The organism is Bradyrhizobium sp. 25ACV, assembly GCF_054863005.1.
The window spans coordinates 325835-346109 of sequence record NZ_JAVAYO010000006.1 but is presented as its reverse complement, the minus strand read 5'-3'; the positions used below and the strand labels follow the sequence as shown (position 1 = coordinate 346109).

Genomic DNA, 20275 nt, shown 5'->3' with positions numbered 1-20275 from the left:
TGCTTCGTCGCATCAGCGCAAAATTGCTTCGCAATTTCGTCGCGAGCTCCTCGCAATGACGGAGCAAGCGGGGAGGCCATCGCGCTCCAATTCATATTTCAAACAGCAGACGTACGTTCGCGCTCCCGCGGCGCGTCTCGCCCGAGTTTTGCTTCATGTGCCGCCCTCGAAAAAGACGAGGGCGCAGGGAAGGCCGGGCGCCGGCGGCACCCGAGATCCGTGCGCGACAGAAGTGCACACGGGGTGGACCACAGGTGTTGCCGGTCGCCCGGCCTTCCCTGCGCGAATGGTTTTAACGGTGTCCTTCGTGCTCTCCTCGGGGAGCGTTGCACTATTGCCCCCGTCGCCTTGCGGATAATCGATGCGCGTGCCGGTCGGCCGCCACATCACCGCAAGACTTGACGCACAGACCCCGGGCGTCGGGACCACACGACTTCTCCGTCCGCGCACGTCCTCGCTGGGAATCCGAGGGGTGGCGTGTGCTCGCCCCCGAAGCCATGCGAAGACGTTGTCAGCGTCGTGTCGTTCGCGCGGAAAGCCATTGCTCACGGCTGAAGCCGCCCTGCAATGCCCATCGTGCCCGACGCCGTCGCGTCCATCGCTGCCCAGCCCGCGGTTCGTGACGATCGCGATCCGCCCCTCGTCTCGGGCCAGGGTGATCGGTGTGTACGATAAATCCGAATTTCGGTAAAGTGGAATATTTTGCGGGGTGGGGCTTGACAGGCGACGTAGCGGAATTGGTCGGCTGTTTTGCCCGACGGGCGCGCTGCGACGAGCGTTTTTTTCGAGGACGGGTGTTCGCGAATGGCAGCTTCTAAGGGCAAAGCGGAAGTCGTTCCGCTTGGTCGCCATCGACGGCTTGTGACCCGGACCGGAAGCTGACCGAGTTCGTGTATGAACCATTTGAATTGTGACCCCGACCAAAGGGTCGGAAGAGGGGGCGGGGAAATAGCGATACGCTATCCCCGGCCGCTCCCGACGCCCCAGAAACGATCGGGCGGGTGAAGAAAGCTTTGAGCCCAAAATGATGAGCAATTGAGCTATGCAGAAGCGCTCAACCTTCAATGTCAGGCAATTCGGAGTTGATGGTCGAAAGACGCTCTTCTTGTTGTTTCTCATTTTCGCGATCCCCGCGGACGACTGCTCCGCGCAAACACCTCCACCCCCGGTCGGCGAACATGCGTTCGAGCGCGTGCGGCCGACAGTCGTGAAGAGATTGGCGACCCGCTTTTCGCTAGGCGCATTCGCCGGCCGCTTCGAGGAGACGCCGCTCGGCGCGGTTCGCGAAGCCGTGGGCGAAGGGACCATCCAACACCAGGGCGACGCAGGAGGTAGCATCTATTGGCTGTGTTATAGGCGCGCGCAGCATCGACTATGGGTCATGTCCAGCGGAGAGATAGGCGGCCCGGACCATCTCGTCACAGAGGTCGTTGAAGAGATCACCGAGAAAGACACCGAGACCTCGACCGATTGCGCCATCGTCCCGGAAAAGTTCGCGCCCCTCGTCGTCGACGGCAAGCTGCATTTAGGTATGTCGCGTTTGGAGGTCGTCACGGCGCTGGGACCGCCGTCGAAGTCGCAAGCTGCTCAGATGGTGTATTCTCACCACGGAAAGCTCGCAGACGGTTTCGAGGAGACCGCATGGCTCATTCTCCGATTTCGTGAGGAAAAGCTCGTGTCCATGCGCGCCAGTAAGACCACGACGAATTGAGGTGGCTGCTATCAGCTCGATCTGGCGCTAACGAGACGTTGTCTCTCGATCAGAAAGCAGACGCCACTTCGGCGCCGCCAAGGTCCGCTTTTGGCCCCTTGCCGAAGGTCTCTCTGTTCATCGGAATGTCGCCTCACAGAGTCGAGCGGACATCGCTTGGTTCGGCTGGAGGCGGCGGCTTTTGACCCAAAGCCGTCCGGCGCCACACGCCGTACTTGCGACGCAGCATCGCAGTCCGCGCGACCATCGAACGTGATACCATATCTCCCGTCTCCCATTATCCTCAAATTGCGATGAGGATCCGATGAAGCGGCGGGAGTTCATAGCGGCTACTGCGGCACTGCTCGTTTCGCGAAGGCGCTCGTGGGCGCAGGGAGCTCGCCGTCGACTTGGCTTTCTTGCCATAGGTGATGGGAGCGGGCGGGCCCTGAACCAAGCCGAGCGTGTGTTCGTTGATACGCTGCGAAGTCTCGGCTGGGTGGAGGGGAAAAATCTGGTGATCGAGTATCGCTTTTCCCAACCCCCGGATCGACTACCAGCCTCCGTCGCCGACTTGGTTGCACTCAATCCGGATGTCCTCGTTGCTCCGGGACCACAAGCAGCAATAGCCCTGAAATCGGCGACTGCCACCATTCCAATTGTATTCGTGGGGGTAGCAGATCCCGTGCAGCTCGGCCTCGTCCAAGGCCTGTCACGCCCCGGTGGCAACATAACGGGGCTTTCGACCATGGTACCAGATGACTTCCTCGCTAAACGTATCGAGATCCTTCGGGAACTCGTACCCGGCGCCTCGAAGATCGCGCTTTTGGTCAATCCCGACAACCCAATGCAAAGGCATTATTTGGCGGAAGAAATACCCAGCTTGGCTCGTAGGCTTGGTATAGTTCTGCTAATAGTTGAGGCGACCAGGGCCGAAGAACTCGACGCCGCCTTTGCCTCGGCCGCCGCTCAGCACGCCGATGCGATAATCGATTTTGGTGATCCTCTCACCTATGTCGAGGCTCCGCGAGTCATCGCGCTGGCGGCGAAATATCATCTGCCGGCAATCTACTTGTTCCGACATTACGCCAATGGCGGATTGTCGGTATACGGAGCCGAAGCGGGCGATCTGATGCGCCGTGCGGGCGGCTACGTGGACAAGATACTCAAAGGCACCAAGCCTTCTGAGTTGCCGGTAGAGAGGCCAACCAAATTCGAGTTGGTCATCAACATGAAGACCGCCAAAGCACTCGGTCTCACTGTGTCCCCCTCGTTGCTCGTCCGCGCCGACGAGGTGATCGAATAGCGACCACAATAGCGGCGCTGCATGAGTCCGCAGATGGCCCATCTGCGCAGTGACGCCCTCTCGGATTGACGTCCGCTCCGTGAGGCATAGCGGACTGGATCTGTTCACCCGCAGTTCTTCGCATTTTGACCCCAACTGAGACATTGGCGCTGGGCTTCTGTCCCTCGTTTTTGCGTTCAGGACCACGGCGGCTCTTCGCTCGTCCCGGCTGCCTCGTGGCGGATCGTGACATCCGCCGAACGCAACCCGGTCAGCAATACAGTTCTGACAGAGGCCGCATCAAATCCAATATCCTTGGCATTTGGTGGATGTGCCTCGCTGTTCTTCAATCGGAGCGCAAGGTGCAATTGCTCGCAAAGGTGCTGAACGACGAGATTGACCTGATCGTCAGTCATGATCGGCTTCTCCTGCGGCCATTCTGCTACCCAACCAGGTAGCGCACTTGAGAATCGGACGGTACGCGAGTGGACCACCCATGGGATCACCCTGTGCGATGACCATGGGCGGATGAATGAGACGCATTCCATTCGCTACAAGGCGCGAGTCTGAAATTCGACGACATCAGCAAGAGGGCGGCGCTCCCACGCAGCTGCCGGCGTTTAGGGCTACTTTATGCTCGAGGACCCATTAGCCTCTATGTGCACCAAAACCTCGCCGGTCGTGATTTCGGGAACTCCAAGATCGAGGTCGGGTAGACTTGCTTGAACAAACGCCAGTATCTTGGCATTTGCTGCATTGGCGCTTTCGCGGTCGTCAAATATCATCACAGCGATACCAAGACCGTCGCCCGCATCCAGGACATAGTAAGATTTGAATCCGTGCGATTGTCGTAGGATCTCGCCGACGCCGCTCTTGGCGCGGCGAGCAGCGTCCGCTACCGAACGAACCTTGGCGTACTTGCGAATGACCATGTACATGGGGCCACCACGCGCCACACGCGCCTCACGCCCCCACGCATCAAAGCACATCAGCCCCAGTCGGACTAGGGCCTACTCCGGGATGGGTCACACCGCCCGGTTGGGCGGACCGCGCAACGCGCCTTGTCCAACGAGCCATCCTCGCCCCGCAAGTGGGGGCCGAGGTGCCGAGGCTCAGGAGCCCTCGAACTTGAACGAAACGCTGAGCTTGGCGCGATAGGCCTCAACCTTTCCGTTCTCATCCAGTTGCATATCGAGCTTGATGACCTCTGCAACGCGAAGATCCCGGAGAGATTTCGCAGCTTGCTCGACCGCATTGGCGGCCGCCTTCTCCCACGAGTCGCTGCTGGTACCGACCAGTTCTATGACCTTGTAGACGCTATCAGGCATGTCGTCCTCCTGTTCGGTATGACCCAGGAAATCTAGCATCAGGATCTCGACGCTGATACCGTTTCGGACGGAGCCGAGAAGGGACAAACTGCTGGCGGAGGGGCGGCTCTTGGCTCCGAATGAACTGCCGGACCTGCGCCATCGTGTCCGCTCAGGGCGGATCGACGGAAAAGCGTCCACCTGGCTGTCTCTTTTCAGTCTGCCCCGGACCGGCACGATCCGGTTGGCGCGCAAGCTCACGCTCAAACAAAACGGCTATGGCTCGTGCCGAGCGGGAGAAAGATGCCAAGAAACTCTGGAAGGAAGCTTTGGAAGGAGCTCTGGCTCGCACGCGAACCATCTCGGTCACCTGCCTCGCCGAAAAAGGGGTAAAGTGCCCCAGGGCACATCCGAGGAGCAACAACATGACCCTACTCCCCGAGCAGGTTCCCGCCAGGATCGAATGGCATGTCTTCGCGGTTATGAGCAACACGATGCCGCCTCGAGATCCTGATGACGACGGAGAAGATGACGACGAAGAGGATGAGGACGAAGAGCAAGACGAGGAGGAGAACCAAACCGACGAATCGCCGGTCGTGCGCGAGCCGGACGAAGACTAAGCGGGATGCGTAGCCTGAGCTTCGGTGAGTGCGATCCCCAGCCTGCGTGCGGCGCGCTGGTGAGTCCGGCGGCTTTCAAGGTCGGTCTGATTCCGAGAGCCGCGGATAGATGCTGAATGGACCGAAGTTTCGGCGCAGCACTATCGGCGTTCACGGGTAGAGGAGGTGAGCATGACCCTCATATGGCTTGGTGTGCTGCTTGTTTTCGGCGGCATACTCCAGATGGCGTTTCAGCCCATCTGGCGAGGCCGATTCAGCGGTGGAAGGTGGCTTCGCTCCGGGCGTGACACGCTGGAGCCTGAAAGGCCAGGTGGCGGCTTCGGCATCAAATCGAACTGGCCTGGACTTGTGATGGTCGCACTTGGCGGTACTTTCTTGCTGGCCGGAGCTGCCATCTGAGCTGAAACGAATGTCTCGGGCGTCGCCGGTTATCGGGCCGCGCCAATGTGCTGGAACCGTGTCTCTTCCTGGCCCAAAGCCGCCATGCAGCTCCGTCGGCGAACCGACGATTACGTGTCTCAAATCACCCCCGCCAGCCTTAGCCCCACACCCGCCGCGCAGCTGCCCGCCAGCACCGTCAGCATCCCCAGCTTGAACCGGAAGATCGCAGTTGCTGCCGCGATTGCCAGCACCAGCGCGGGGAGATCGACGCTCGTCAGCACCGGCCTGTCGAAATCCAGCGGAAACGCGTGCACCGGCACCGTCTCGCGGAACAGCGTGTGCAGCGCGAACCAGATCGAGAGGTTGAGGATCACGCCGACGACGGCGGCGGTGATTGCGCTGAGCGCGCCGGCCAATCCCGTGTTGCCGCGCAGGCGCTCGATATAGGGCGCGCCGACGAAGATCCAGAGGAAGCAGGGCGTGAAGGTAACCCAGGTCGCGAGCAGTCCGCCATACGTCGCCGCGAGCAACGGCGACAGGCCGCCCGGATCGCGGAACGCGGCCATGAAGCCCACGAACTGGAGCACCATGATCAGCGGGCCCGGCGTGGTCTCGGCCATGCCGAGGCCGTCGAGCATCTCGTGCGGCTTCAGCCAGTGATAATGCTCGACCGCCTGCTGGGCGACATAGGCCAGCACGGCATAAGCGCCGCCGAAAGTCACCAGCGACATTTTGGAGAAGAACAGCGCAATCTGGCTGAACACGTTGCCTTGCCCAAGCGCGAGCAGCAACACGACCACCGGCACGAGCCAGAGTGCCAGCCACAAAGCGCCGACGCGGATCGCACGCGCTGTGTTGGGACGCACGTGATCGGGCACGGCTTCGCCGAGCATGCTGTCGATCAATGCCGTGCTGTCGCCATGGCCGTGACCGGCGGGGGCGAACTCAGGACGGCCGCTCCGCGCGCCGGCATAGCCGATGAGGCCGGCGGCGATGATGATGATCGGGAAGGGGACGGCGAAGAAGAAGATCGCGACGAAGGCGATTGCCGCCAGCGCGATCATGATGCGGTTCTTCAACGCGCGCTTGCCGACGCGGACCACAGCCTCGACGACGATGGCGAGCACGGCGGCCTTCAGCCCGAAGAACAGCGCCTCGACGAAGCTGACATTGCCGTAGATGGCGTAGATGTAGCTGAGGCCCATGATGGCGATGATGCCGGGCAGGATGAACAGCCCGCCCGCCATCAGTCCGCCGGCGGTGCGATGCATCAGCCAGCCGACGTAGGTCGCGAGCTGCTGGGCCTCCGGGCCCGGCAGCAGCATGCAGTAGTTCAGCGCATGCAGGAAGCGGCCTTCGGAGATCCATTTCTTCTCCTCGACCAGGATGCGGTGCATCACCGCGATCTGGCCCGCAGGCCCGCCGAAGCTCAGGCAGGCGACGCGGAGCCAGACGCGAAAGGCTTCACCGAAGCTGATGCCGTGACCGGCATCAGCTCCAGCTTGAACGTTACGGGTGTCCATTAAGCCTTCACCTTGTTGGTCGGCCAGTTGTGGGTCTCGGTGGTGGCATCACGGCACCAGCGGTAGAAGGCATCGTACAGCGTCATGCCGGCCTCGAGCTGCGCGAGGTCGTCGTCATACATCCGCGACAGCCCGAGCGAGGCCGCGAGCAGGCCGGGCGCCTCCGGCGCGAGGTCGGGCCGCGCGGTGTCGGCGCCGCGCACCAGCGTGGCCAGCCGCAGCAAAGGCGGCGTCGCAATGCCGAACTCCTCGACCATCACGTCGAAGGTGCAGAGCTCGCCGCGGTGGCTCCAGAACACGTTCTCGATGTCGAAGGGGGCAGCATTGAATCGCTCGCCGACGGCGACCACCTCGGACGGCGCCACATACAGGAACACCGCATTGGGATCGACGAAGCGGCGGATCAGCCAGGGGCAGGCGATGCGGTCGACCTTCGGTCGCGCCCGCGTGACCCAGACGGTGCGCCCCTTGGCATCGCGCGGCGGCAGCTTGCGGGCGTCGACCAGCGGCAGCTTGGCCGCCTTCCAGCCCTCGAAGCCGCCCTCGAGCGTCTCGGCCTCCACGCCGAGCTGGCGGAGCCAGGCCGCCGTGCCCTGCGCGAGCTTCTCCCCGCGGAAGCATGAGACGACGGCCCGGCGGCCGGCGAAGTCGCCGCCCCAGTCCGTCACATTATCGTGGCTGAGCTTGATGGAGCCGGGGATCAGCCGCCGGTCGGCGGCAAAATCCTCGTCGGTGCGCACATCGATCAGGGCAGGGCCGTTCGCCGTGCCGATCAGCCGTGCCAATTTGTCAGATGATATGGTCGTGAACGTAGACATGATGCGTCCTCGCATAAATCGAACGGGACGCGATACTTGGGCATGTCGCCTCGTGGGGAGATCGCTCAAATCCCCATGGCGCGGATTACAGCGAAACTAAGAAGCACTGTCAATCCGTGGGATGATTGGACCTTCGAAAAGTGATGCATGGCGACTATATTGTCCGCCAACAGAGCTGAATCTCCTGGAGAATTCGATGCATTCCCATTCCATCGAACAATGGACCCACGATCACGCCTTTCTCGGCCAGAAGCACGACGAGAACGAGCGGCGCACCTGGTTCGTGGTCGTCCTGACGCTGGTCATGATGGTCGGTGAGATTGTGGCCGGTTCGCTGTTCGGCTCGATGGCGCTGCTGGCCGACGGTTGGCACATGGGCACGCATGCCGCCGCGCTCGGCATTGCCGCCTTCGCCTATCGATTCGCGCGGCGGCACCTGGGGAATGCGCATTTCACCTTCGGCACCGGCAAGTTCGGCGATCTCGCCGCCTTCGCCAGCGCGGTCATCCTCGGCCTGATCGCGGTCGAGATCGCCTATGAGAGCGTGCTGCGGCTGATCAATCCGGTGCCGATCGTCTATGGCGAGGCGATCGCTGTGGCCGCCCTCGGGCTGTGCGTCAATCTCGCCAGCGCGTGGCTGCTGCGCGACAGCCACGATCATCACCATCACGGCCATGATCATGATCACAGCCATGCACATGACGACCACGGGGATCACGATCATGATCATCACGGCCATCACCATCACCACGACAACAACCTTCGCGCGGCCTACGTCCATGTCATGGCCGATGCCGCGACCTCGGTGCTGGCGATCGCGGCTCTTGCCGTCGCCATGTATTCGGGATGGGTCTGGGCCGATCCGGCGGTTGGCCTGATCGGCAGCGTGGTGATCGCGAGCTGGGCGTTCGGCCTGATCAAGACGTCAGGCGCGGTGCTGCTCGACGTGCGCGCTGACGAGAAGCTGGAGCGGGTGATCCGGGCGCGCATGGAGGTTGGCGACGACCGCGTCACCGACCTGCATCTCTGGCAGGTCGGCCCCGGCCATTGCGCCGTGCTGCTCTCGGTGGTGTCGGACGAGCCGAAGCAACCGGCGGTCTACAAGCGGCGGCTCGCCGGATTGAAGGGCCTCAGTCACGTCACGGTCGAGGTCGAGACCTGCCCGCATTGACATGAACCGCGCGAGCGGAATTCTGCGACGCGGCCGGGGTTGATCCTCGGTCGCAGCCCGCATGGCTGTACCGGAGGAACAATGATGCCCAGGATCACGTTCGCTGTCGCCATCGCTGCACTCGCTTTGTCCGGCCCCGCGGCGCTGGCGCAATCGGAAAAGGCCGGCGTCGAGAAGCTCTATGTGCTCAACTGCGGCGAGGGCACCGCAGGCGATATCTCGCGCTGGACGCCCGGCCTGAACGAGGGCAAGACGATGGACTTCGTCGACACCTGCTATCTCGTCAAGCACAGCAAGGGCTGGTTCCTGTGGGACACCGGCATCGCCGATTCCGTCGCAAGCATGCCCAATGGTCTTGTGCCAGCCGATCCCAAGGCCGTCACCTGGCGCCGGCCGAAGACGCTTGCCGCCCAGCTCGAACAGCTTGGGCTGAAGCCCGACGACGTCAAGGCGATGGCGGTCTCGCACACGCATCCCGACCACACCGGCAATGTCGAGCTGTTCCCGCAGGCGACGCTCTACGTGCAGAAGGCAGAATATGACTGGCCCGGCGCCAACAACGAGCCGCGTTTCAAGCCCTCGCACCCGGTCGAGCTGCTTAACGGCGACAAGGACGTCTTCGGCGATGGCAGCGTGACCATCCTGTCGACGCCCGGCCACACGCCCGGGCATCAGTCGCTGCTGGTGAAACTGCCGAAGACCGGCGCGGTGGTGCTGTCGGGCGATGCCGTCCACTTCAAGGACAATTGGGACAACCGCCGTGTGCCCGGCATGAACGTCAACAAGGACCAGAGCGCGGCCTCGATGCAGAAGATCGCCGACACGCTGGCCAAGGAGAAGGCGCAGCTCTGGATCAACCACGACAAGGCCCAGCGCGACAGCCAGAAGCTGGCGCCGGAGTTTTACGATTAGCTGGCTTAGCTTTTTGGTGCCGTCACTGTGGGCGGGCTCGGGTCCGGCGTCTTCTTCGGCTTCAGCGTGCCGGCATAGAACGAGACCAACCACACCAGGATGATGGCGAGGAGATAGACGCCCCAGGCCTGCGGCGGCGTGGTGGCCCAGCGCACGAGGCCTTTGAATGTGCGGGGCGGGCGGGTCTCTTCGCTCATGGGTCGCTTGTGCGCGAAAGCGGCTGTAGGGTCAATCCGGCCGCGGCTTGGTGCGGATCAGGAACAACGCCGCCAGCGCCGACAGGCTGAGCGCGGACGAGACGATCAACACCTTGGCGCCCATGAGGTCGATCAGCAGGCCAAAGGTCAGCGGCGCCACCGCCTGCGCCATGCGTGCCGGCGCGCCGATGATGCCGAGACGGTAGCCGAAATCCTTTGGGCCGAAGATCGACAGCGGAAGCGTGCCGCGCGCGATCGTCAAAATGCCGTTGCCTGAGCCGTGGAACAGCGCGAACGCGCTCGCCGCGGCGCCGCCGAAGATCGCCACGATCACCGCGCCGATCGGGTGGGTGAGGCAGGCGAGGCGGGTCGACCACAGCGGATGGAAGCGGCTGAGGAAGCCGGCTTCCAGGATACGGGCGCCGACCTGCGCCGGGCCGATCAGCGCGCCCGCCGCGATCGCCTCGACCGGCGTTGCGCCTGTCGTTTCGAGGATACGCGGGAAATGCGCGGCCATGGCGCCGGTGACGGTCCAGACCGCCGCGAAGATGAAGGCGAGCAGGACCATGGTGCGGTCGAGCGGCAAATGCGGCTTCTCCGCCGTCGCCGCCGCCTGCCTGGCGCCCTTGATCGTCGGGAGCAGGAAGAAATTGAGCGGCAGGCCGATCAGGATGTTGGCGACCGCCCAGGCAAAGCAGGTCTCGCGCCAGCCGATATGGGCGAGGCCCCAGGCGGTGAGGGGCCAGCCGACGGTGGAGGCGAAGCCCGCCATCAGCGTGATGCCGGTGATGGGCTTGCGCGCCTCGGTGCCGTAGATGCGCCCCAGCGCGGCGAAGGCGGCGTCGTAGAGCCCCATCGCCATGCCGATGCCGAGCACCAGCCAGGCGAACACCATCACCGGAACGGAGTGTGCGAAGCCAAGCAGCGCGAGGCCGGCGGCAATCGTCAGGTTCGAGGCCGACAGCACCTGCCGGCCGCCGACGAGATCGATCTGGCGCCCGATGCGCGGGCCGAGCATCGCCGAGATCACCAGCGAGGCCGAGAACGCGCCAAAGATCCAGTTGGAGGAGACGCCGAGGTCGCGCGCCATGGGATCGGCGATCAGCGCCGGCAGATAATAGCTGGACGCCCAGGCCAGGGTCTGCGTGGTGCCGAGCGCCAGGATGATCGGAAGCTGGCGCTGGCTCATATTCTTGTATTTCTGGTCGGCAGTGACATCGGTTCCATTTGCAGCCGGCACGACAGCGCGTCAACCGCGCCTGCGGCATATTCGACCTGCTGCACGCGGGCGCCTTGGTTGCATGACGTTCGCGCGTGGCCTTCCGCTCGTCACGAATGCACGCCATAATGGCGCATGCAATTGACCTCGCGCCTTGCGCTGATGAACTGGCTGACCGGCCAGGGGCTCACGGGCCTTCCCGAAAACGAACTGCTCCGCGGCTTCTGCGAGCGCTGCCGCGCCGAAGGGCTGGAGCTGTCGCGTGCGCTGGTCGTGATCGACACGCTGCATCCGATCTATGAGGGCCGCGGCTTCCGCTGGAGCGACCGTCCCAGCAACGAGAGCGACGCGTTCGAATACCGCTCGACCGCCGAGGGCGACGCCGCCGCAAGCTGGCGCCGCTCGGTGTTCTTCCACATGCTGGAGCACGGCCACGACGAGATGGTGATCGATCTGGCCGACGCGCCGTCGATGGATTTCTCGCAGATCGGCGAGCTCGCCGAAAAAGGCCACAAGCACTATCTCGCCTTCGTGCATCGCTTCGGCGAGAACGGCGCGCTCGGCCTGATGGACTGCCTCTATTCCTGCTGGACCACGCGGCGCGACGGCGGCTTCTCCGAGGGCGAGCTCGAGGCCCTGCGCGATCTCGTGCCGGTGCTGGGGCTCGCGATCAAATCGGGGCAGCAGGTCGACATCGCGCGCACGCTCGGGCGCGTCTATCTCGGCCGCGACGCCTCCGAGCAGGTGCTGCGCGGCCGCATCTCGCGCGGCGTCACCGAGCGCATCAACGCCGTGCTCTGGTATTCCGATCTGCGCGGCTCGACCGGAATCAGCGAGAGCATCGGCCCCGACGAGATCATCCCGTTCCTCAACGATTATGCGCAGGCCGTGATCGACGCGATCCACGAGGCCGGCGGCGACGTGCTCAAGCTGATCGGGGACGGCGTGCTCGCGATGTTCTGGGGTGAGGACATGGCGGATGCGCGGCGCGCTGCGCTCCGCGCCGAGCATCTGTTCCGCAAGAACGTCGCGGCGCTGAACAAGCGGCGCGAGGCCGATGGCCGTCCGACGACGTCGGCCTATATCGGCCTGCATGTCGGCGAGGTCTTTTACGGCAATATCGGCAGCGAGGACCGGCTCGATTTCACGGTGGTCGGGCCGACCGTCAACGAGGTCAGCCGCATCGCCTCGATGAGCCGCTCGGTCGACCGCGAGCTATTGGCATCGGCGGAATTCTACAAGGGCCTGGATGCCGCCGGCCGGCGCTATCTCGTGTCCACCGGCCGCTACGCGCTACGCGGCATCGGCCGCGCGCAGGATCTCTACACGCTCGATCCCGAGGTCGACGCCAGCGAGCCGGTGACGGGGAGCTACGAGCGGTACCTGGCGAGCTAGCACCGCGCCGCCACTTCATCCCCCACCATGTCCGGCTGCCGATCCAGCGCCACCGCCGGCGACAGCCAGATCACCAGCGCCTGCAGGCCGAACACGGCGGCCGCGAGATAAAGGCAAGCTTCCGCGCTCCAGAGACCGCCGACGATCGCGCCCAGTGCCGAGCCGAGCGGGCGGGCACCGTAGCTCATGATGTTGATGGCGGAGACGCGGCCCAAGAGGCGCGGCGGCGTCACCGACTGGCGCAGCGTCGTGGTCGAGATCACCCACAGGATCGGCCCGACGCCGAGCAGGAAGAAGCTCAACGCCGCAAGCCAGGGCGAGGGCACCAGCACCGTCAGCGCCATCACCACAGCTGCAACGAAGCCCGTCACCGGGCCGAGACCGACGACGGTGCCAAAAGCCACGCGCTGCATCACGCGCGTTGCGAACAGCGCGCCGATCACCATGCCGACGCCATATATGGTCAGCACGATGCCGACGCCGGCGGCGGTGAGGCCGAGATGGCGCACCGCGTAGGGCACGAACACCGCGATCTGCAGGAACCAGCCGGTGTTGAAGATGAACTGGGTGATGAACACCGGCCGCAGCAGCGGATGATGGAATACGAAGGCCGCGCCTTCGCGGATGTCCTGGAACGGATGGCGCCGCGGGGCGGGTGCGCGCGCGGGTTCGAAGATGCCCGAGAGCAGCACGACAGCGATGGCGGAGAGCGCCGCGGCAAAGCCGAAGGCCGGGCTCGCGCCCCACCAGCCGACCAGTGCGCCGCCGAGGGCGGGTCCGCTGGCGAAGGCGATAGTGCGCGCCAGCTCGATCCGGGCATTCGCCGCCGGCAGGAGGTCGGAGCTCACCAACGACGGCACCAGCGCCGGCGCGGCCACGCTGTAGACGACGGTGCCGCACACGGCCGCGAAGCCGAGCAGGGCCAGCAGCGGAAGATTGAGGGCGCCGAGCGCGAGCAGCAGCACGATTGTCCCGAGGGCCACCGCCCGCAGCGCCTCGGCCCCGGCCATCAGCGAGCGGCGTGAGATCCGGTCGGCGAGCAGGCCGGCCGGGATCGCGAACAGCACGAAGGGCAGGGTCAGCGCGGTCTGCAACAGGCCGGTCTGGCCTTCCGCGACCCCGAGCGTGAGCACGGCGACGATCGGAGCTGCGGCCAATGCGATCTGCTCGGCCGACTGCGCCGCGAGGTTGGACCAGGCGAGGCGGCCAAAGGTGTCAGGGAGGCGAGGCGGGTTTGACATGGCTCATTTCCTGCAAAGTCGGGTTGGCGCCAGTATCCGGCGCCAAGGGCCGCCGAACCCACCCGCTTCCCGACACGGCGGCGAATAACGGCAGGAACGGGAACCCATGCCGCTAGATGCAGTTGCAAATGAGTTGCAATAAGACTCGATTTCGGTATTCTCGCCCCATGGATGCCCGCTCGCCTGATTTCACACCCGACGCCGCCGGCTGGCGCGCTGATGCGCCCGTCACCAAAAGTCTCGCCGAGGTCAACGCCACGGTTGCCATTCCGGCCGCGGGCCGCTGGTGGCGCCGGCTACTCGCCTTTGTCGGCCCGGGCTATCTGGTCTCGGTCGGCTACATGGACCCCGGCAATTGGGCGACCGACCTCGCCGGTGGCTCGAAGTTCGGCTACACGCTGCTGTCCGTCATCCTGCTTTCGAATTTGATGGCGATCCTGCTGCAGTCGCTGGCGGCACGGCTCGGCATCGTCACTGACCGCGACCTCGCCCAGGCCTGCCGCGCCACCTATTCGCCGGCGGTGAATTTCCTGCTCTGGCTCGCCTGCGAGGCGGCGATCATCGCCTGCGATCTCGCCGAAGTCATCGGCACCGCGATCGCGCTGAAGCTGCTGTTCGGCATTCCCCTGATCGGCGGCGCGCTGCTCGCGGCCCTCGATGCCTTCCTGCTGCTGCTCCTGATGAACCGTGGCTTCCGTTTCCTCGAAGCCTTCGTCATCGCACTCCTGGCGGTGATCGCGGTCTGCTTCGCGGTCCAGATCGTGGCCGCGTCGCCGCCAGTGGCGGAGGTCCTGCACGGCTTCATGCCGAAGAGCGAGATCTTCACCAACCCCGAGATGCTCTACATCGCGATCGGGATCATCGGCGCGACGGTGATGCCGCATAATCTCTATTTGCATTCCTCGATCGTGCAGACGCGCGCCTATGAGCGCAACGACACCGGCCGGCGCGAGGCGATCAAATGGGCGACGACGGACTCGACCATCGCCCTGATGCTGGCGCTGTTCATCAACGCCGCGATCCTGGTGGTCGCAGCCGCAACCTTCCACAAGAGCGGCCACTCCGACGTTGCCGAGATCGGTCAGGCCTTCGAGTTGCTGTCGCCGCTGCTCGGCCTCGGTATTGCCTCGACGCTGTTCGCGGTGGCGCTGCTCGCCTCCGGCCTCAACTCGACGGTGACGGCAACGCTGGCCGGCCAGATCGTGATGGAAGGCTTTCTCGACCTGCGCCTGCCGAGCTGGGCGCGCCGCCTGCTCACGCGCGGCATCGCCATCGTTCCGGTGATCGTGGTGACGGCGATCTATGGCGAGCGCGGCACCGCTGATCTGCTGGTGTTCAGCCAGGTCGTGCTGTCGATGCAGCTGCCCTTTGCGGTGATCCCGCTGGTCCGCTTCGTCTCCGACCGTCGCAAGATGGGGCAGTTCGCGATTCCGGGATATGTCGCGGCGATCGCGTGGATCGTCGCGGGCGTCATCGTGATTTTGAACGTGAAGCTGCTGGTGGATACACTGTTCGGGTGAGGGCGGCGGCTATCTGTCCGGCCCGTTCAATTGGGCCTTGCTCGGACGGCCCCCGATCAGGCAGCGAGCATGACCTTTGCGAAAGCGAGCGTCTGCCCGGTTAGATGTGTTGGCTGGCGACGTTGCTTCCGTTTTGCGCGCAGGGGTTGCAAAACCTGGCGTCGGAACTCGATTTGGCAAACTGTCACTTTTCAATTTGTGCGGCGCGCGTATACTAGTTGCAATTGCTGACCGGGCGTACAATAATAACCCCTGTTTCAGCATTGATTTTGCTTCCGGCGGGATGATCGGCGGGTCCTGCGCCGGACCAAGAGCGGCCACTGCAAATCTCCAGACTCATCTATCGGTTGTGCGCGAATATAGTTGGCGCACGAAATGTTTGGTTTGATCGTTTGGATTGATCGACGGCTTGTTTTTCTGCTGAGCGGGTTCACGCCCCGAAGGGGCGATGTTCAAGCCAGAACGCGTTGGTAATTTCGTTCAAGTCATTGATGAGTGTGTGCTGCCGTGACCAGGTGTCCCGCTTGTTCAGCCCGTATTTCCCGCGAGCATCGCTTCTGCTCTCAATGTGGCGCGAGTCTCAATCGTAACGCGGAGGAGCCGGGCGCCCCGGAGCGCGATGCGCACGTCGTCCAGCTGCACCATCATCTTCCCGTTCGCTCGCAGATGCTGACTGAAAACAAGCAGGTCAGCGTGCTGTTCGTCGACGTCTGCAACTCGACCTCCCTTTTGCAGCATGTCGACCCCGAGGAAGCCCGCGCCTATCTCGGCAGGGCACTGGACCGGCTGGCTGAAGCGGTCGAGACTTATGGCGGCACGGTGAGCCAGTTGCTCGGCGATGGCCTCGTCGCCTTGTTCGGCGCGCCCGTGGCGCAGGAAGACCACGCCCTGCGGGCATGCCTTGCCGCTCTCAAGATGCAGAGAGCATCCATTCCAGCCCATGACGTCGGAGGCGTTGTCAGCCCGACGCTACGCATCGGTATCAATTCGGGCGAGGTGCTGGTCGGTATCGTCGGACAGTACCGGTGGTCCCATTACGGCGCGGACGGAAAGACAATCCATCTCGCCTCGCGACTTGAGAAGATGGCGCCGCCCGGCGGCATTCTGATCAGCGCCGCGACGCAGCGGCTGGTGGCGCAGCAAATCGACACGCGTACCGCCGGCGTGCGGACCGTGCGCGGACTGGATGTTCCGATCGAAGTGCATGAAGTCGTGGTGGAGACCGAAAGTTCGGCGGCGGCGCCGTTGACGCGGAAGCCGCGCTGGGCGCCTCTGATCGGGCGCGAAGACACCTTGAGGATCCTGGAAGGGACCCTGAAGACCGTTCAAAAGTCCGGAATGCGAACGATCGGGTTGTGCGGCGATGCCGGGATTGGCAAGTCGCGCCTGATCGTCGACTGGATGGACAGCCTCGCGCGGGAGGGGGTGGAAGTCTGCTTTTCCCAGGCGAGAGGGTATGCGAGCACGCGGGCCTACAGCACCGCCACCGATCTGACCGCAAGTTTGGTCGGGCTTCCGCAAACGAGTGCGGCAGACATTCGGCATTCCGCCAAGCAGGCGTTGATTGCGAAATGGCCCGATGACGGCGCCGAGCATCTGGCGGCGGTCAATGATCTCTTGGGACTTGCGGCGCCGGATGAGGCCTGGCTGGCGCTGAACCCGGCGCAACGACGGCGCCGGATCGGCGAGGCGTTGCTCTGGCTCGTGCACAGACGCGTGCGGTCCGGCGCCTTCCTGCTCGTGCTCGAGGACGTCTTCCTGGCCGACCGCGAGAGCCGGCGGCTGTTCGAGGGCCTGCTTCCCAAACTTCAGGCGCTGCCGGTCCTGATTTGCGTCACCTATCGCCCGGATTTCGACCACCAGTGGCGACGGGCGTCCTGGTTTTCCGAGCGCGTGATCGAGCCGCTGGGCGACGGAGAAATGCTCCAGCTCGCGCGCGCCTTTCTCGGCGATGATCCGTCCGTGCTCGGCGTCACGACCGAACTGGTCGCGCGTGCCGACGGCAATCCCTTCTTCCTGGAGCAACTGGTCTTCACGCTGATCGATGACGGGTCGCTGGAAGGGACCCCTGGCGCCTACCGTTTGCAGAGGCCTTTCGGAGAGCTGCGTGTGCCGGGCTCCATCGCGGCGGTGATCGGGGCGCGGGTCGACAGACTGCCCGAAGCCGCAAAGTCGGCGCTCGAGGCTGCGGCCATCCTTGGTGATCCCATCACGCACGATTTGGTTGCCGCGATGCAGGCCGTGGATCTCGACCGCGCCGAAGAATTGCTAGGCCTTTGTGTCGCGTCCGGATTGCTGACGAGTCCGGATCAGGCGAGCGGCTCGCACGGATCGCACGCCTTCGCGTTCCGCCATGCGCTGGTCCGTGACGTCGTGCTCGGGGTGCTCACGCGCGCCAGGCTCAAGGCACTTCATCGCCAGGCCTTCCTGGCGCTACACGCCCAGCCCGGGGCCGCCGATGTCGATGCCGCGCCGGCACTGGCGCATCATGCCTTCGGGGGCGAGGAGTGGGAGCAGGCGGCAAGATTCGCCGTCAAGTCGATGGCTCGTGCGATCTCGCGCTCGGCCAATCGGGAGGCCGTTCAGCTGCTGGAGAAGGGTATCCAGGCGGCACGGCGTGTCGAGGGCGCGACGACCGCCCAGACCCTGGAGCTCGCGCTTCGGCTGGAGGCCATTGGCGCAATGCTGGCTCTCGGGCAGATCGACGAGATCTTCGACAACATGGAGCGGGCTGAAGCCATCGCCGTGCAACTGAACGATCAGCGTGCAAGGGCGGCGGTTTCGACCGAGACGGCCGTGTTTCTGTGGATGCGCGGACATTTCGAGCAAGGTCTGGGCTACGCTTCGCAGGGACTGGAAGCGGCGCGCCTCGCACAGCGTCGTCACATGATGATGGCGGCGCATCAGACCCGCCTCATGCATCTGCATGCGCTCGGGCGGTACGCGGACGCGGCGGCCGAAGGCCGCATCCTGCTGTCGGACTACGAACCGGAATTGTCGGCGCATTATGTCCAGTCCGGCTGGGCCGCGATTCCGATCATCAACCTGTACGCATTTCATGCCAGCACGCTGTGGCGCCTCGGGGATGGCGGCGCGGCGGACGATTTCTTCGCCAAGAGCTATGAGATTCTGTCGAACATCGATCACCCATATTCCCGTCTGTTGATCGACACGGTCCAATCGCAGATCTGGATCGAACGCGAGGAGCTCGACCGCGCCGAGTCCTTGATGCGCACGGGTGTGCAGCGATGCATGACGCACAACGTGCCGACGATGCTGTCCGTGTGCACCGGCGTTCTCGGCAGCGCGCTGGCGCGCAATGGCAAGGCTGCCGAAGCGGTACCCATGCTGGAGAAGGGGTTCGCCGATCGCATCTACGAGGCGGCCGGCCCCTATGGCAGGACGTTCATGCGCGTCAGCCTGGGTGTCGCCTATCGCAAGCTCGGACGACTGGACGATGCGATCGCCGTCGGACGCAAGGCGGTCGAGCAGGCCGCTGAGGAATACGGACACCAGACCGAAGCCCTGTACGAGCTCGCCGAAACGCTGCGGCATGCCGGCGATCAGGCCGGGGCCGAAGCGCATTTCAAGCGAACCGCCGAGGCGGCGGAGCGTCTGGGCATGCCTCACTATCGGATGCGGGCCGCCGCGGCGCTCGCAGATCGGCGGAAGGACGGGTACGCAGCATGAAAATCTCAGCTGGCACTCCTGATGCAATGCCGCCGGGGCTGCGCAGCCTCTCCTATGGGATCTTTTGCTGGGCCAATCGCCATCCGGGCGCTTTGCGCGCGATCGGTGCGGTGCTTCGGCATTGGCCGTTCGTCGGCGGCTGGTTGGGCATGGCGGCCCGGGCCGACGCTGTAAAAAGGGTGCTGACCAGGCCGAACAGTTTCTCCAACACCGCTCACGCGGCGAACCTGTCGGCCGGCGACTATCTGATCGGCATGGATCCCGACGCCACATACAAGGCGGACAGGCTTCTGCTGGATGGTCGGCTGGCTGTCCTGGACGCGACATTGCCCGCCGCGGCCGATCTTGCGGTCCGAGACTACGTTGAGAAGCTCCGGCCGCTCGGCAAGAAGAAATCGTTCGATCTCATCGAGGATTACCTGATGTGGATCGTGTTTCGCGCTATGCATCCCCTGTTCGGGGAGGCCACCAACAGGGTGGCAGCGGGCGCGACCGGAAGCCTCGATGATCCAGGGCTGCAGCGGCAATATCTCCTCGAGATCCGCTATGTGGCGGGGCAACTCCTGGCTGGCAGCTCGGCGACGCTGAGAGTGCAGCGCAGGGCCGAACTCAACGCTGACGCACTGAGCTCGCGTATCGCTGGCGTGGGCAAAGACATCCAGCTCGCATGGGGGACGTCCTGTCCGTTCGGTGTCATCAAGCGGAACGCGGTCGGCCTCGCCTGGATCTCGCATCCGGTCACCGTGCAATCGGGGGCACTTGCCGTGCAGGAGCTGCTGGGGCGTCCCGATGTTCACAAGGCATTGCGCGCGCAGGCGCAGCAGCTCCTAAAAATAAGTCCGAACCAGGTTTGGGAGGACGAGGCCTTCCGCAAGCTGGTGCAAGATCATGTCCTCGAGCTTTTGCGTTTCCGCCCGATTTTTCCGCTGCTCGCGCGCGATGTGCCGCGCGACGCGGAATTCGAGACGGGTGCGCGGCACAATGCCAAGTGCCCCGCCGGCGGAAAGATGGCGATCTGGGGGATCGCCGCAATGTTCGATGCCGCTATAGACAAAGACATCAGCCAATTTTCTCCGGCGCGCAACTGGGGCACGAACGAAGATCTGCGCTGGCTGATGTTCGGATACGGCACGCGCCAGTGTCCGGCTATGGTCTACGCGGTCAAGATCCTGACCAGCGCGCTGATCGGTCTGTTGATCCTGCCCGAGCTGCAACTGGCGCGGGGTGAGGGCAAGCCCATCACCTATGACGGAGCGCTGATGTCGCGAATGCGTGTGAGTTTCATCTAGTAGGCGGGAGAAGACGG

General features: G+C 64.1%; 18 protein-coding genes. 10 read left to right on the top strand and 8 right to left on the bottom strand.

Translation table 11 applies throughout. The features are described from left to right. Positions 1 to 1042 precede the first annotated feature (1042 nt). Positions 1043 to 1711 (top strand): hypothetical protein, encoded by a 669-nt coding sequence (locus RAD04_RS16900; RefSeq protein WP_461624660.1) that lies wholly within the window; start codon positions 1043 to 1045, stop codon positions 1709 to 1711. 304 nt (positions 1712 to 2015) lie between these two features. Then, entirely contained in the window at positions 2016 to 2996 is a 981-nt protein-coding gene (locus RAD04_RS16895) for an ABC transporter substrate-binding protein (RefSeq protein WP_461624659.1), read from the top strand. Between the two features lie 176 nt (positions 2997 to 3172). On the opposite strand, the gene RAD04_RS16890 is transcribed toward RAD04_RS16895, so the two are convergent. The 3 genes from RAD04_RS16890 to RAD04_RS16880 form a co-directional block, all read right to left on the bottom strand. Next, complete coding sequence (locus tag RAD04_RS16890; protein WP_212244940.1) at positions 3173 to 3391, bottom strand: hypothetical protein; 219 nt, start codon at positions 3389 to 3391, stop codon at positions 3173 to 3175. A 210-nt stretch (positions 3392 to 3601) separates the two neighbouring features. Beyond that, positions 3602 to 3913 carry a hypothetical protein gene (locus tag RAD04_RS16885; RefSeq protein ID WP_461624658.1) on the bottom strand — a complete coding sequence of 104 codons (312 nt, stop codon included), beginning with the start codon at positions 3911 to 3913 and terminating at the stop codon, positions 3602 to 3604. Positions 3914 to 4087: 174 nt separating this feature from the next. Further along, a complete protein-coding gene (locus RAD04_RS16880) occupies positions 4088 to 4537 on the bottom strand; it encodes a dodecin family protein (RefSeq protein WP_461624657.1) in 450 nt (149 codons plus the stop codon). A 170-nt stretch (positions 4538 to 4707) separates the two neighbouring features. Between RAD04_RS16880 and RAD04_RS16875 the strand changes: the two genes are divergently transcribed. Next, positions 4708 to 4902, top strand: coding sequence for a hypothetical protein (locus RAD04_RS16875; protein ID WP_461624656.1), 195 nt, complete (start codon positions 4708 to 4710; stop codon positions 4900 to 4902). A 171-nt stretch (positions 4903 to 5073) separates the two neighbouring features. Further along, positions 5074 to 5301, top strand: coding sequence for a hypothetical protein (locus RAD04_RS16870; RefSeq protein WP_026202141.1), 228 nt, complete (start codon positions 5074 to 5076; stop codon positions 5299 to 5301). Positions 5302 to 5420: 119 nt separating this feature from the next. Here RAD04_RS16870 and chrA read toward each other — a convergent pair whose 3' ends face one another. After that, positions 5421 to 6806, bottom strand: a complete 1386-nt coding sequence (gene chrA / locus RAD04_RS16865) for a chromate efflux transporter (RefSeq protein ID WP_461624655.1) — start codon at positions 6804 to 6806, stop codon at positions 5421 to 5423. Beyond that, on the bottom strand, positions 6806 to 7624 hold the full coding sequence (locus RAD04_RS16860; RefSeq protein ID WP_461624654.1) for a chromate resistance protein ChrB domain-containing protein: 819 nt from the start codon (positions 7622 to 7624) through the stop codon (positions 6806 to 6808). The genes chrA and RAD04_RS16860 overlap by 1 nt, the downstream gene beginning before the upstream one ends. A 196-nt stretch (positions 7625 to 7820) precedes the next feature. Between RAD04_RS16860 and dmeF the strand changes: the two genes are divergently transcribed. Together dmeF and RAD04_RS16850 are read left to right on the top strand one after the other, a co-directional pair. Then, the gene (gene dmeF / locus RAD04_RS16855) at positions 7821 to 8795 is read left to right on the top strand and encodes a CDF family Co(II)/Ni(II) efflux transporter DmeF (protein ID WP_461624653.1); all 975 of its coding nucleotides are present in this window, start codon (positions 7821 to 7823) and stop codon (positions 8793 to 8795) included. An 81-nt stretch (positions 8796 to 8876) separates the two neighbouring features. Continuing rightward, complete coding sequence (locus RAD04_RS16850) at positions 8877 to 9707, top strand: N-acyl homoserine lactonase family protein (protein WP_461624652.1); 831 nt, start codon at positions 8877 to 8879, stop codon at positions 9705 to 9707. Between the two features lie 5 nt (positions 9708 to 9712). Here the strand turns inward: RAD04_RS16850 and RAD04_RS16845 are convergent, their stop codons facing one another. After that, the gene (locus RAD04_RS16845; protein WP_461624651.1) at positions 9713 to 9904 is read right to left on the bottom strand and encodes a hypothetical protein; all 192 of its coding nucleotides are present in this window, start codon (positions 9902 to 9904) and stop codon (positions 9713 to 9715) included. A 31-nt stretch (positions 9905 to 9935) separates the two neighbouring features. Then, on the bottom strand, positions 9936 to 11093 hold the full coding sequence (locus RAD04_RS16840) for an MFS transporter (protein WP_461624737.1): 1158 nt from the start codon (positions 11091 to 11093) through the stop codon (positions 9936 to 9938). Between the two features lie 165 nt (positions 11094 to 11258). On the opposite strand from RAD04_RS16840, the gene RAD04_RS16835 reads away from it, so the two are divergent. Then, positions 11259 to 12518: an adenylate/guanylate cyclase domain-containing protein gene (locus RAD04_RS16835; RefSeq protein WP_461624650.1), complete on the top strand. Its 1260-nt coding sequence runs from the start codon at positions 11259 to 11261 to the stop codon at positions 12516 to 12518. Here RAD04_RS16835 and RAD04_RS16830 read toward each other — a convergent pair. After that, positions 12515 to 13759 carry an MFS transporter gene (locus RAD04_RS16830; RefSeq protein ID WP_461624649.1) on the bottom strand — a complete coding sequence of 415 codons (1245 nt, stop codon included), beginning with the start codon at positions 13757 to 13759 and terminating at the stop codon, positions 12515 to 12517. The genes RAD04_RS16835 and RAD04_RS16830 overlap by 4 nt on opposite strands. Positions 13760 to 13926: 167 nt before the next feature. Between RAD04_RS16830 and RAD04_RS16825 the strand changes: the two genes are divergently transcribed. The 3 genes from RAD04_RS16825 (at position 13927) to RAD04_RS16815 (ending at position 20258) form a co-directional block, all read left to right on the top strand. Further along, positions 13927 to 15279, top strand: coding sequence for an Nramp family divalent metal transporter (locus RAD04_RS16825; RefSeq protein ID WP_461624648.1), 1353 nt, complete (start codon positions 13927 to 13929; stop codon positions 15277 to 15279). Positions 15280 to 15945: 666 nt separating this feature from the next. Next, positions 15946 to 18969 (top strand): adenylate/guanylate cyclase domain-containing protein, encoded by a 3024-nt coding sequence (locus RAD04_RS16820; RefSeq protein WP_461624647.1) that lies wholly within the window; start codon positions 15946 to 15948, stop codon positions 18967 to 18969. Further along, positions 18966 to 20258 carry a cytochrome P450 gene (locus tag RAD04_RS16815; protein WP_461624646.1) on the top strand — a complete coding sequence of 431 codons (1293 nt, stop codon included), beginning with the start codon at positions 18966 to 18968 and terminating at the stop codon, positions 20256 to 20258. The genes RAD04_RS16820 and RAD04_RS16815 overlap by 4 nt, the downstream gene beginning before the upstream one ends. Positions 20259 to 20275: the final 17 nt, after the last annotated feature.